The following is a 14,269-nucleotide window of genomic DNA, read 5'->3' on the forward strand; positions in this document are numbered from 1 at the left end:
AATTATCTAGCTATCAATACGATTAAGGAAATTAAAACTGAGGCAACAGAAATATAAACGGAAGCATTTCTATTATATCCTGCACCTTGTTTTTGGGCATTATTTGGTTCTATATAAACCACATCATTCTGCTGCAAATAGTAGAAAGGGGAATTAATGATATTTGCATCTGTCATATCTAAATACGCATAGGTTTTAGCACCATTTGTTTCGCGCATCACTAATACATTATCTCGTTGTCCATAAATACTCATATCTCCGGCAAGACCTAATGCTTTAGGAAGACTTAAATATTCATCTTGTACGCTAAAAGTTCCCGGCCGGTTCACTTCTCCTAATACACTTACTTGAAAATTCACAATACGCACATTTACAATAGGTTCTTGTACATACTCGCTAATAGCTATTTTTAACTTCGCCGCTAATTCTTGTCTATTCAAGCCAGCGACCTGAACAGTTCCTAATTGCGGAAATTCAATATTCCCATCGCTATCTACTAAAAATGACTGCAGCTGCGGAGTACCAGACACTCTTAATCCTGCATCTGAACCTCCAACAGAGGCTCCAACTACGGGGAGATTAAAAGGCATTGCCGCCTCCATATTATAAGCAGAAACCGAAATTGTTAAAAGGTCATTAGGGGAAATTTGTAAGCCGTTCTTTGCGGCAGTGGCTTGCTGTTGAATTTCATCCAAGCCTTGAAAATAAGTGATCTCTTTTCTAGAGACACAAGAGGTAATGGTAAGTGTGGCCAGAAGTGCCAGAATAACTTTAGGGAAAATATTTGAAAACTTCATTTTTTAATATTTGCTGCGAAAATAACTAATTAGATTTAACTAAACTTTAAGAATTTATAATAAGATGGCTACCCGCTAAGATTAGACTGTAATAGATCATTAATTTAAGGAATTGAGGTAGTTCTGATTGTATTGCCTTAAAATATCCGACAATCTTGGCATTCCAATTCTAAAATTTTGGCCTACAGCATCTACATTGTTATAAGTGTATTCCCATCTAAATTCTTCTGTGGTTCTAAGCTCTACTTTTCTGTTTCTAAAAATTTTGCCCGGAAATAAAGCGAATGCAAATTGAAAGCCTGTAGTAGTACCTATATCTGTTGCAGAAGCGAAAAGTCCTATTTCTGCAGCGGCAAATTGTTTAATAAGATCGAACCTCACCCCCTTATCTTTAAATAAGAACTGACCTGCGGTTAATTTAATACTCAAGTTTTCTAAAGGCAATCTATATTCCACATCGGCAGTGGCATAAATATCATCTAAAGGTTCGTTATAAAGGCTCAAGCCGTTTAACCAATAAAACCCAGTTAATCCAGTAGCTATTCCATAACTCCATCTTTTACTAAAATTGGCATGTCTAAATTCAAGATCTACCCCATACCTGTTATTATAAAAACTACCTACACTGGCAGAGATAAAATTATGATCCCAGGGCTGATTGAAATAATGCAGCATAGAAGGGGCGAGACGTAATTGCATGTTCTGATTATCCAGATTATTCACAATTGGAATCACTATTCCTGTTTGTACGCTTAAGCCTCTTGCTATATAAACTCTGGTATCCAGGTTTATATTGAATTTTGTTTCAAAAGGATCTGAATAAAAACCGAATCTGGAAATCACTTCCGGATGAAGTCTTAAACTCAACCTATAGTTTTTAAAAAGCTTGTTTTGATCCTTGAAATATGCGGTCTCCGATCTTGAAAGCCTTGAATATTCAAGGTCTTTACTGTTATATTTCCCCATCGGGACATTGTGATAGATTGGAATAAAATTTAATTCTTCGCCATCCTGTAGAGATTTTTTAGAAATTAATAGTCCTGCATAGCGCATACTATGGAAAGGATTTCTAAATTCACGATGTTCAAAAAATAGATCTAAAGTGTCCTTAGTTCTAAGTATTTGAACATTCTCAAAACCAGCTTTAGTTAGTGTGTCTTTTATATTCTGGGCCTGAAAAACTATCGTAAACAAGCAGAAAAAAAAATTAATCCAGATCTTTCTCATAGCGTCTTAAAGTTTTTGGGCCAAAATCGAGTGAAAAGTTTAAAGAAGTAGTAAAGCCGATTTTTTTACCTTCAAATGTATAGGCTTGAAGGTACAACCAGTCTTTCAATGCAAAGTAGGCGCCGGCATTTAATGTCTTTGAATCATATTCAAGCATTAAACCTCCATATTTAAAAGGGCTATAAGAAACAGCACTAAAGAAACCATATAAGTAATCATTGCCATATATTTCCTTTCTATCTTGAACTTTTAGAGATTTCCAAAAAGTATTGTCTTCATTTCCTTTTCTAGTAAAAACATAAGGAGATCCAAACCCCGCAGAAAACTTCCAATTTCCACCTATGGCCTGCACATTCTTAGTTAAAACAAGATAGTCATGGGCTAATATTGGCAACCTGGAACCAGGCGGTGTCCAGCCTAAAACTATAGAAGGCCAAATCTCTTTTTCCTTTAATAACCTGAATCTAAAATCTAATTGACGATCCCCTACTCCAATTTTATCTGATATTTCCGGTCTGTAGGCAATACTTAAATTCACTTCCATAAAAGAGGTAAGGCTTGCCCTTACATTATAAAAGTTAATAGTATTCTTATCTAAAGCCGACTTAAATAATGAATACTCATTTGGCACATAAGAAAATGTAAAACCAAGAGGCTTTCCTTCCATCCAGTCTGCCGAGGGCGTGGTCATATAGCCGGGTTTCCCCATAATATTAACCTGAGCCTGAATATTCATAGCTGTAAGTATAAATAACAAGCAGAATAAAAAAGAAAATTTAGACTTAAGAGTCATAATTAGAAAAGAGATTACTTAATAGATAAGTAATAAAACAGACTTGCCTTTTAACAGACAAGTCTGGTATATTATTTCTGTATATCCGTAAAGTGTTATAAATTGAAAAAGTACGTCATTCTATCCCGACGCTTCGGGAGTGTCAGAATTTTAGAGCACTAATAATCAGAATGATAAATTGAGACCCTGAAATAAATTTAGGGTGACGAAAGAACCATATAACTTAAAGTGGATACACAAATTATATTTAATTAGGATCTAGCTACCAGATCCTTGGTTGTGACATTTAGCGTAAGCAGCAGTTAATAAAGCATCTGCTTCTGCTTTTACAGCATCAAAATTAGAATTCACTTCTTCGATTGTCTCATTATTTCTATTCTCAACAGTTTCTGTTTCCTCAATTTGTCTATCTTCGATTAAGTCTGTAGCTTCTTTCTCGAATTCATTAATAACAGTTCTAGATTGTATAGTATTTAGTAAAGCAAATTGTCTAAGTTGTAATTTCAGATCATTATCATCAGCTGAATTGGCATAACCTAAAAGTGCGGTAGAAATAGATGAGGCAAGTGATCTATAATTATCAACTATTGTATGCAAATTTGTTTGTCTATCATCGAATCTAGCAATAACAGTTACAAGTCTACTTTCAAGGTTACTTGAAAAGGTATTTAGTTGCTCATCACGTTTTGCGATAGGAGCTTCCATTGCTTTATTGTAAGAAGCTAATGCAATATCAAAACAAGGACCAGTTCCAGCCTGACTCATAAGATTTGCCATTAGATCATTGATCACAATTCCTTCTTTAGTTAAGTCTTGTGCTCTGTTATAGTCTGCACTAAATGCTATTGTTGGGAAAAGCGCAGCAACACTTGCAGGTAGCGTTTCTAGCTCTGCAGCTAAAGCAGCATAATCTCCTGTTAATTCTGTAGCATTTAGAAGCTCTTCAATTTTAGCAGCATCTAAAGCTTGAGCTTCGTCTTGAAAATCTGTAGTTAATCCATCAGAAAAATTCCCAACAGCTGTTAAATTTTCTTTGGTAGCATCACTTAGGTCTCCAGATCCACTCTCGAAATCTGCAATCATTGCTTTTGTTGCTTCCGACTCGTTAACAGATCCTAAATCTGGTTCAGCGAATTCAATTTCGGGATCATCCACATCAGGCATTTCACTTAAATTTTCGAATTCTTTGAATTCAAAAACTTCTGGGGCACCATCATCATTGCTACAGTTAACTAATAACAATGCAAAAATTGCCAGTGCAAAGAATTTAATTGTGTTTTGGGGGAAATTTGTAAAATTGGTTTTCATAAAAATGTTAATTTGATTAGTAAAATAATTATTAGTAAAATTCTTAGGTAAAATTATTTATTTGAAGAATTAGCAAATATACTTTTTTTAAATAATGGTATCGCCTAATAAGCTTTAGCTTCTCCAACAATAGCATTAGTAAGGGTTTGGAATATAATTTTTAAGTCGAGACTGGGTGACCATTTTTCCAGATAGAAAATATCTAACCTGGTTCTGTTAATGATATCACGGTTCTCCATTATCTCCCCACGATACCCACGCACCTGGGCCAATCCGGTAATTCCCGGCTTAACATAGTGTCTTACCAGATATTTATCTACAGAACTTTCGTATTGATTTGTGTGTGCTTCCATATGCGGTCTTGGCCCAACTACACTCATGCAACCCATAAACACATTTAGAAATTGTGGTAGCTCATCTATACTAGTTTTTCTCATAAAAGCCCCTATTCTGGTTACCCTCATATCATTTTTAGAGGCCATTAAAAAATCTGAATCATTATTAACCGCCATAGATCTAAATTTAAGACAATGAAAAATCTGTTTATTAATACCATTTCTCTTTTGCTTAAAAAACACAGGGCCTTTGGATTCCCACTTTATTAAAATTGCCATCAAAGGTATTAGCCAAGATAGTAATGTAACGATTACAAAACTTGAAAATACCAAATCGAAGATACGTTTGCCATACAATGCATAGCTAGTTTCAAGAGGAGATTTACGAAGATTTAAAATAGGAATATGGTTCACCATTTCCATGTCCATTGCTCGAGTAAAAACTTCTTTATTATCTGGAATTATCTTGATCTTTTTAAAATTCTTATCGGCAAATGCTATGATATTATGAAGTTCTACTTTATTTAGTTGAGAAGCATAACAGTAGATCTCATCAACAGAATTCTCTAGCACGTAATCAAGAGCATCGGCAACCTTGCCTTTATAATTCTTACTACTGGATAACTGATTATCGAAAAAACCCATATAGCGATATCCCAATTCTGGTTCTAGAAAAATTTGCTTTAGCTTTTTTAAGTTATTATCTCTACCTATAACAATTACTGCAGCCGAATTTCCTCCCAATGCTCTGTAGCGATTCCGAACAAAAAAGAAGATCGCTCTATACAGTAAAAGACATCCAAATAAAACACTTAAAATATAGAATTGCTCATAACGGTTAAACACATAAGACTTAAAAGCCATTACGGTAAAGTATCCCAGACAGAATAGTAGGAACACCTGGACGAACCGGTGAAAGTTAGTAAAAAAACTCTCCTTTCTCGTAGTAGGATAAAATTGCATAAAAAAACAGATCAATAACCAAAAGCTATTGATAGCGATGAGCGATCGCCAGCCGAAATAATTCACTGGACTAAAATAGGTCAATATGGCATTTATAATTAATAAATGCGCCACAATAGAAATTGGGATGATAAGATCAGATCTTTTCATAAGGGGTTAAATTTTGAACAAGCTATTGTAGGGAAGAGCTTAAGAATTAGAAATCTTAAGTTTAGTTTTAATATATTCTTTTGAAAATAAAAATAAAAATAGGGAATTGGTATAAAAATATCTTTTAAATAATCTTTTAGGTTCCTGCCCAAAACGAAATAGCCATTCTAAAGAAGCATTTTGCATCCACTTAGGAGCTCTTTTTTGCATCCCGATCATAACTGGAAGAGCACCACCAATACCAATCATGCAGGCATTGATCTTACCCTTCATAGAAGCCATCCATTTTTCCTGTTTTGGGCAGCCAAGAGCAACAAAAACAAAATTTGCATCGCTAGAATTTATTCTTTCTATGTACTCATTCTCTTCCTCTAAAGTGAGTGACCGGAAAGGTGGACTTATCACCCCTGCAATATCAAGCAGCGGATATTCTTTATTACAATAACTCTTAGTTTGGTCCAACATTTCCTGGGTACCTCCATAAAAAAAGACCTTTAAATTTTCCTTTTCAGAAATTCCCAAAAGATCTGGTAGGAGATCCATACCGGCTACCCTATCCTGTTTCTCTCCATGCAGCAGTTCTAATCCCTTAGCTAATGGCATCCCATCTGGAGTTACCACTTCTGCATTATTAACTATAGAAGCAAAAGCTATATCATTATAGGCTTCAATAAGCATATGAACATTTGCTACACAGGTATAGGTTGATTTTTTAGCAACAGCATATTCACTAAGAACGCTAATAAAATCTTCATATTTCCCTGTGGAAACTTCCAGAGATAATAATGATTTTTTATTCATTTTATAATGAACTAGAGTTGATTTGGAAATCGATTTGATTAATTTATAATTAAGCAAAAGTATAAATGATTTATTTTGAGAATTAGATCAAAAGTGGAAATTAATATATTTTTGATTCGTGAAGTTCTATCTCTTCGTCACTAAAACGCTTTTTGATAAACCTGGCAGGATTCCCTCCCACTATACTATAGGGTTCTATATCTTTCACTACTACAGATCCCGATGCGATAATTGCCCCTTTTGCAATTCTAACACCACTCATCACTATAGCACCATAACCAATCCATACGTCATCTTCAATTATAACTTTTGAATCTAAGCCTTTCCAATTATAATCGTCATCTCTTATTTGCGAAGCTAATCTAATTGGTATTCCAATTTGCTCAAAATGATGATCGTATCTCCCTACCAATGCTACATTGTTGGCAAATAAAACATTATTACCAATTTCCGCATCACATTCTATTTGCGAAAATCTTCCTATGTAACAATTATCACCGATGATAATCTTATTTTTAGCATATAAAAACACGCTCCTACCGGCATGAAAATTATCACCAAAGGAATGCTGTTTCCACTTAAAATTGGTTAAATAATAATCCCGTAATTTTTTAAGCTTCTGGATCATCTTGTGTTTAACTTTTGTTTGATTTCTTCAAATAAAAGCTTTCTCCCGGTAGAAGTTTTCAAAGCATTGATTCTAACTTCTAATTTTCTTTTTATTGAAAAATAATAAAGGAATTCGTTGGTAATTCTTTCTGATGGATAAGCAAATTCTTCAAACTTAAATTCTCTCTTAGGACTTGGTTTCATCCTAAAATTATAAGCACCTATGCCGTTGCAATGCGTTCCATCCGAATTAAAACCAATATTTTCAACAAGAGAATTTACTGGGTAAACAGAAAATTTATGGTTTCGAAAATGATCATAAGCCCAGCGGATATACCAAGAATTGTTTTTACCTGAAATAGAATCTTTGAGCATTTTTGGAGTATCCTGACCGCATGATTTCGCAAACTTTGTCAATAAATCAGGGTTTGAGTCAATCTCTTTCTGCAGCCTAGTCCTATTAAAAATATTCTTATCCCATCTATTCTCCCAAGTTGCCCAGCCCCAGGAAAAAGGTCTGGTTAGAATATAAAAATCTTCATTGAATTTTGATAACGGCAAGGAGTATCCATTAACTGACTGAATATGCTCTTCCTCTTTATAGAACGATAAAGCCTCATTCATGAAATTGAGAAAATTAGGTGAGGTAATTAGATCGTCCTCCAATACTATCACCTTTCCATACTCCTGAACAACCTCAGAAACACCGTTGATAATGGAATTTGCAAGTCCATTATTATCTTGCGATTCTCTAATTATTATTCTTTTAAAGCCAGTAATAGTTTTTAAATAATCCCTAACTTCCTGAATTCTGATAATTCCTTTTTCATCTTTTGGACCATCTGAAAAAATAAAAAGCTCACTATCCCAGGCCAAATAATTTCTTTTCAAGGCGTCAACCGTTTGGCTAGTTTCGTCAAGTCTGTTATAAGTAAAAAGGCAAATAGGAGATAATAACATGTTTTATTCAATAATATTTAGAAACAATTTCGTCAATTTTATTATCCCAAGTTTGTAGCTGAGCATACTCAAAAGCATTCCTGCTTAATGTGTTATACAATTCTGAATCTCCTCCTATCCTTAATATAGCCTCACCTAATTCTTTAACCAATAAAGGTGAATCTACCTTAACTTTTATACCTCTCGATGAATCTACAATTTGATCCTGACCATTGACAGCTATAGTTACGATAGGCAATCCAAAAGAGAAAGCTTCTACTAATTGAGCTGGACCCGAATCTCTTAAAGAGGTGAAAAAGAAAATATCGTTTTTGTTGTAGTGCTCTCGAACTTTTTCAAATGGAATGGCTCCAGTAAAAAAGACAGAAGATTTTATATCCCATTCTTGCACCATTTTTTCTGCTTCACTTCTCATTTCCCCATCCCCAACTATTGTCAACTTTATACCACTGTATCCTTTAAGTTCTTTCATTACTTCGAGAACTAGAGAAAGACCTTTTCTAGGCATCATCCTTCCTACCCATAATAATCTTAGATTTGCAATTGCAGGTGTTCTTTGAATAAAATTTTTGGGATAGAAATCCTTTGCAAGAGCGGCATCTAGCGAAAAATGAATATTATTTCTATTAATCTTTTCTACTAGCTCTGCCGTTTCTTTATTTGCAACAATTATAACTTTAGCATTTCTGAGCATATTTTTATATGCAGGGTTATAATTAAGAAAAAGATAGCTCACTCTTTCTCTTCTAATTTCTGATTTCCATTTTCGTTCGCCAAAATATTTTTTTAATGTCAAAGGAGCCTTTTGTCCTCCACCAGTAGGACCAAATAATAATGGAATTTTCAATTTATAAAGAAAAGTGCCTTGTTGTATACTTCCCCAAGATACATGATGTGCGAGATTAAAATTTATACATTTGTGAAGTTTTTTTGCCAGTTTAAGTGTTTTCCACTGCCATAGCATATAATAAAGATACATCGCTGGTTGAAAAGAGGTATACAACTTTTCTAAACCAAATGGAAGGCTTACAAAATGAAAGATTAAATTTTCGATATTTCCAAAATGCAGAATATCGCTCTTGTTTGTAGTTCTAGTAAATACGTGTACTTCAAATCCTCTATTTGCGAGTCCTATGGCCCAATTCCATCCGCTGGAAGATTCAGAACCTTTATAAGGATTACAAGAGAATGCTGAAAGTAATACTTTTTTCATGATTTCAATAAGCTCATTAAAAATTTATGCATGTCTTTTCTCATCATAAAGTTTTTTCTTGATTCTTTTCAAAATCGCTTTACTTACTATATAAATCGTTTTATATATGCCATCTATTTTTCTGGCAAAATTAAAAGGATGTAGAGTTTTTCTAGACAATTCCCTTAGTTCTTCAGGTAGCAAAGAGAACACATACTGTATATTATGTCTTAAAAATGGAAATCCATGATTAGATGTTTTGAAAGATATTTTTGTTAATTTTTCTTTATCATTTACAGAATCATATTGCTCTATATCCATTGTTGAAAGACAAGACTGAAAATAGAAATAATCTACCTCGTTTATTAAAAAAGAATTAACTTTAAAATATTTAGATCTGTCACTATCTTTATATCTATAAAGTAAAGGATCTATAGAAGAATTGCTTTTTTTTAAGGTAATATTTAGATCTAACTGCGAATTAAAAGCATAAACCCTGTCAGCCTTTAAAAGGCTACCAAATAATACCGCTGCGTAACCACCTGCCGAACTTCCAATGGTGTATATTTTATATCCTTCTGTTTGGACAACTAAGAATTGTTTCAATTTTTCAGGAGAATTTAGTTGATCATTTATTCCTTCAATATACCACTGCTTTTTAATGTCTCTAATAAAAATATGCTTTGATGCTCCTGGGTATTTGGAATTTTGCCATTCGTATTTATTTCTTTCAAGAATAGCATTTTTAAAAGATGACTCTGTATTTGGATAGTAGATTTCATTACTACTGAAGTATATAACACAAATTGGAGGCTGTGTATTAACCGTTCCTTCTTCCTCTACAATTTTAATATTATTCCCTGGAGAGAGAGCTTCCTTAATAAAATTGGAATCAATCTGAAATATTTGCTGATCCTTTACTTCCATAGTTTTGGAAAAATTAACCTCGTATGTATTAATAAGTAACTTTTTATTGCGTGTGTTGAACCCATATGTCTTCTAACATATCTAAAATATGCAACAGGCTCACTGTTCCCTAGAGGAGAATACAAAGATTTATATCTTTCTTTTAACGGAACTTCAGGTAAACACCACTTAGGTAAAGATTCATTCTCCTCACAGTAACCCATATAATTTGGAGATACGTAGCTTAAAAATCCTTTTGATTTGGCACGCAGGGCATAATCATAATCTCCTATGGCATGTGGAAAAATTGGATCAAGATTACCTACTACACTAAAAACTTTTTTCGGTACAAGTACAAGGTTGCCATTAATAACATTACACTGCTGTAGTTCTCCATTGGGTAGAATTACTTTACCATTATTTCCTCTTCCTCCATAAGTAGCTTTTCCTGAATTTGGAGATTTCATAGTTCCACAAATTATTGAATGACATTTCTCAGCCGACTCTATAAGCTCAATAATAGCTTTTGGAAGAATTATAACATCATCATTTAACCAGAGAAAATAATCATATTCATCACTTTCGGAAGCATTTTCCCACGCCAGATGCATTCCCCTGTTCCAATAAAGATTTCCAGTACCTTTAATAATGTTTACTTTAGGAAACTTTATCTTAACAGCCTCAGCTGTTCCATCATCAGAAGCATCATCGACTAGAAAAACATCAAAATCAAATTCTTGAGGCAATTCTGCAAAAAATAATGCATTTAAACATGCAATTGTTTTTTCTTTCCTATTATGGCAGGTTAAAAGAACGGCCATTTTATATTTAGTAATCATATAATTTAATTCTGCACTAAGTATGAGGTGGTCTCCGGAATATCAGAATAATATTCTCTGTATCGCTTATCAAAGATTCCTCGTACCCAGAGTTTTAATTCATAATCATCCATTTCTCTAAATTTAGTAGAATAGCAAATACCAATTGTGATCCATAGAAAAATATACTGTAATTCAAATACTGTAAAATCTTCTACAAATGCAAATAGCCACCGAAAAGCTACAAAAACTCCCAAAAGTTTCATAGTATAGCTATTTGATTTATACAATGCTAAAAAAGAAGCTTTGTAAAAGACTAAAAAATATAAAAATACTCCAATTAAGCCGTTCCAGGTAAATATATTATGTATCGCCACCTCTGATCCAAAACGCTCATTTTTACCAGTACCAAGATCTTCTGCTAAAAAGTCTCCAAAGGCTATGGAATCATAACCACGTGCGGGGGTGCGTCCAAACAATGCATATTCGTTCTTAAGAGCAGATTCAATAACCTCAACATATAAAAATGTACGCGTATCGGCCGTCAATGAAGCTTCTCTCATCTCTCCATTCTCAACAACTCGTGTGGTATAGTCTCCATTAATGTATTCATTCATTTTAAACACATTAAATTGTCCTGAAATGCCAAGAACTAATAGTACAATGGGAATTATAAACAAGCAAAAACTACATATTCTCAAAAATTTAGGCCTAATTAAACGTCTGAAATAAAAGCTACAACCCAAAATACCAGCCACTAAAAAACGAATAATATTACTTCGAGCATCAAGGCTAAATAATATGACAAGCATCGAAATGAATAATATAAAAAATCTATACCTAACCGGTAACAAAAATATGAAGGGCAGTAAGAATAGGACAGGCACAAAATATTTCCCGTATAAATCTGCACCATGCTCCACACCAATAGTAAAAGGAATAAATACAAGGAACAACCATGGCATATATTTAAACCATTTGCGCAATAATTTCTGGATAAAGAAAGGATTACCGGAGATATAAACAATTAATGGAATAAGCAACATAAAACCTGTTCCAACAAGATTCTTCCATTCCCAATAGTTTTCAGCAATAACAAATCCACGAATAATACAAATTGTATTCCAGATCAATAGATATTTCACGGAATTAGCGTCTTTTCCAGGATCTATACGCCCTATTTTTTTACCAACATTGGCAACTAGTAGAATAATTAAAAACTCTATCACCCACCATAAAGTTGTATTTCCAATTTGTAGAGCAGTATAGGTATTTACCCTAACCAAGGTTAAGAACAAAAGAAGCCATATTAACCAATTCTGCTTTTGTTTCATTATATTTGGTTATACAATTTAGCAATACTCCGTGCATTTTTTTCCATATTGTATTTTTCATCAACGAAAAATTTTGCCTTACTTATAATATCCTCTTTAAGTAAATTATCATTATATAGCTTATTTATGCTTTGTACCAATTCGCTGATATCTGCTTTTATAAGTACTGCGTTTTGTTGCGTTGAATTAAAGTCTCTTAATCCAGGTACATCATATAAAACTGCAGGAATCTTACAAGCCATTGCCTCTATGGTAGTTAAAGAAATTCCTTCAAATTTGCTTGTCATTAAATAAATATCTGAAGAAATTAAAAACTTCCGCACATTTTTCTGATTACCTTTAAAACGTATATATTTAGCCACTTTAAGGTCTTTTGCCAACTTTTCTTCTCCTGATAATGTATCTCCTTCCCCTAAATGAAAATAAATGGTATTAGGATATTTCTCTATAATACGTGGTAAGGCTTTGATAATATCGGAATGTCTCTTAATATGACTACATCCGCCCACAGAAATAAGAACCAATGCATCTGTATCTATATTCAGCTCCTTTCTTATGACTTCTTTTTCTCCTTGAGCAGCCGGATAAAAACGATTATTACCATACCAATTATTAACGAGGGTGGTATTATTTAAAAAAATTTCGTGTTCGTTTTGGTAGACGGAGTCACTAATAGTTTGAAAAGTGCAGTTGAATAAGTTTTTAGCCGTCCATCGCATCCAGATATGATACCATCTACTATACCACGATGTTGGAAAGACATTATGAAAAGTATGCACACATTTTATTCCGGCAAGCCTAGCACAAAGTGCCATTCCCCAATAGGTAGCACTTGAGTGATTGTGGATTACCTCGTATTGTTCGCGCTTTATGAAATTTATAAATTTTGAATAGTAACCTAATCTTTGAATAACAGCTTTTTTTTTAGGTATAGTTTTATGATAAACGGTATATCCAGCCGCCCTAAATTTTGGTGAAAATTCACCCAAATTTTTAGCTGTAGCTACAACAGAAAGATCATATCCTAAAGATTTAAAGACTGGGGCAGCATCTACATACATAATTTCTGCACCTGAATACTTTAATTCGTGTAATATGTGTAAAACCTTCATCATTCTAATACTAGCGTTTCCCATTTATTAATAAATTTAAGAGGGGATGTTTTTCAGAAAAATAAAATATAAGTATGGAAAAAGTAATAGCAATTACTATTTCAACCCATGGCATATCAATAGGCAAACTTAGTTGAATAAACTGATGAAGAAACATTATTACTAGTGAAGCATTCCCAATATAAGCTATTGCAGTCCCTAAAATGCCTTCTTTTAAATAGGCACTTAACGAAAGTACACCTGCCGTGGTTATAATTGCCATTAATTCCGAAACAATGGGTATACCATACATATTATTTTTCATATCGAATTCATAGTTTAATTTCATAAAAAAGAATACAATAGCAATAATCATCAAGAAAACCAGAGGTGCTTTGTATTTTTCAAAATCAAAATCTCTCAACGAATTACCTATAAGTAACATGGGAATTGCATATAAAATGACAGATATAGAAAATGGGAAATATTTTAAGAAGGAAAATGTAGAAATAATATGTGAAAAAATTAATAATACTACTGATAACAAAAGGAGCATTAATCTTTCTTTTCCTAATCTGATTTTTAGAATATTGATTAAAATTAATGAAATAAATAAAACCTGTGGAAACCAAAATGTTGTTGTAATACCATTTCCCCCAAAGATAGGACTTATAGCAATTGCATTTTTATAAGTCAAATCACCTGCCATCTTCAAATTAAAAATCTGATATGGAAAAAACAATAAGCTAAAAAATAACAAAGGAATAATCAACCTGTAAAAATGCTTTTTTGCAAGCTCTTTAGTGCTATAATTAGTTCTAATAAACATACCTGAAATTAGAAAAAATAATGGCATATGAAAAGTATATATTAATTGATTTAGTTGTTTTATTGGAGAGATGTGCCCCACTACAACCAATATTATACCTAATCCCTTTGCAATATCCACAAATCCTAAGCGCTCTACATTCATAAATGCTTATAC

General features: G+C 33.2%; 13 protein-coding genes and 2 pseudogenes. All 15 read right to left on the reverse strand.

The genetic code is table 11. From position 1 onward, the window contains the following. Positions 1–2: 2 nt before the first annotated feature. Positions 3–797 carry a polysaccharide biosynthesis/export family protein gene (locus tag I130_RS03425; RefSeq protein WP_034919472.1) on the reverse strand — a complete coding sequence of 265 codons (795 nt, stop codon included), beginning with the start codon at positions 795–797 and terminating at the stop codon, positions 3–5. A gap of 99 nt (positions 798–896) precedes the next feature. Further along, positions 897–2,024: a YjbH domain-containing protein gene (locus I130_RS03430; protein WP_034919477.1), complete on the reverse strand. Its 1,128-nt coding sequence runs from the start codon at positions 2,022–2,024 to the stop codon at positions 897–899. Beyond that, positions 2,005–2,760, reverse strand: a complete 756-nt coding sequence (locus I130_RS03435; RefSeq protein ID WP_232224016.1) for a YjbH domain-containing protein — start codon at positions 2,758–2,760, stop codon at positions 2,005–2,007. The genes I130_RS03430 and I130_RS03435 overlap by 20 nt, the downstream gene beginning before the upstream one ends. A gap of 315 nt (positions 2,761–3,075) precedes the next feature. Beyond that, positions 3,076–4,125 (reverse strand): hypothetical protein, encoded by a 1,050-nt coding sequence (locus I130_RS03440; protein ID WP_034919485.1) that lies wholly within the window; start codon positions 4,123–4,125, stop codon positions 3,076–3,078. Positions 4,126–4,229: 104 nt separating this feature from the next. Then, on the reverse strand, positions 4,230–5,573 hold the full coding sequence (locus I130_RS03445; RefSeq protein WP_034919488.1) for an exopolysaccharide biosynthesis polyprenyl glycosylphosphotransferase: 1,344 nt from the start codon (positions 5,571–5,573) through the stop codon (positions 4,230–4,232). A gap of 39 nt (positions 5,574–5,612) precedes the next feature. Further along, positions 5,613–6,374, reverse strand: coding sequence for a WecB/TagA/CpsF family glycosyltransferase (locus I130_RS03450; RefSeq protein WP_034919492.1), 762 nt, complete (start codon positions 6,372–6,374; stop codon positions 5,613–5,615). A 124-nt stretch (positions 6,375–6,498) separates the two neighbouring features. Then, positions 6,499–6,678, reverse strand: a pseudogene (locus I130_RS16975) (acetyltransferase); the annotation flags it as partial. Positions 6,679–6,798: 120 nt separating this feature from the next. Further along, positions 6,799–7,002, reverse strand: a pseudogene (locus I130_RS16980) (hypothetical protein); the annotation flags it as partial. Next, positions 6,999–7,943, reverse strand: coding sequence for a glycosyltransferase family 2 protein (locus tag I130_RS03460; RefSeq protein ID WP_083932857.1), 945 nt, complete (start codon positions 7,941–7,943; stop codon positions 6,999–7,001). The gene I130_RS03460 and the pseudogene I130_RS16980, both read right to left, overlap by 4 nt. Before the next feature lie 7 nt (positions 7,944–7,950). Further along, on the reverse strand, positions 7,951–9,156 hold the full coding sequence (locus I130_RS03465) for a glycosyltransferase family 4 protein (RefSeq protein ID WP_034920456.1): 1,206 nt from the start codon (positions 9,154–9,156) through the stop codon (positions 7,951–7,953). A 24-nt stretch (positions 9,157–9,180) separates the two neighbouring features. Then, entirely contained in the window at positions 9,181–10,062 is an 882-nt protein-coding gene (locus tag I130_RS03470) for a hypothetical protein (protein WP_034919498.1), read from the reverse strand. Then, a complete protein-coding gene (locus I130_RS03475; protein WP_034920458.1) occupies positions 10,053–10,862 on the reverse strand; it encodes a glycosyltransferase family 2 protein in 810 nt (269 codons plus the stop codon). The genes I130_RS03470 and I130_RS03475 overlap by 10 nt, the downstream gene beginning before the upstream one ends. A 23-nt stretch (positions 10,863–10,885) precedes the next feature. After that, positions 10,886–12,193 (reverse strand): hypothetical protein, encoded by a 1,308-nt coding sequence (locus I130_RS03480; protein WP_051119599.1) that lies wholly within the window; start codon positions 12,191–12,193, stop codon positions 10,886–10,888. Beyond that, positions 12,193–13,329 carry a glycosyltransferase family 4 protein gene (locus I130_RS03485; protein ID WP_198012029.1) on the reverse strand — a complete coding sequence of 379 codons (1,137 nt, stop codon included), beginning with the start codon at positions 13,327–13,329 and terminating at the stop codon, positions 12,193–12,195. The genes I130_RS03480 and I130_RS03485 overlap by 1 nt, the downstream gene beginning before the upstream one ends. Next, positions 13,316–14,257, reverse strand: a complete 942-nt coding sequence (locus I130_RS03490; protein WP_034919501.1) for an acyltransferase family protein — start codon at positions 14,255–14,257, stop codon at positions 13,316–13,318. Before I130_RS03490 ends, I130_RS03485 begins: the two co-directional genes overlap by 14 nt. Positions 14,258–14,269: the final 12 nt, after the last annotated feature.

This window comes from Gillisia sp. CAL575, assembly GCF_000403785.1.
Lineage (GTDB): Bacteria > Bacteroidota > Bacteroidia > Flavobacteriales > Flavobacteriaceae > Gillisia.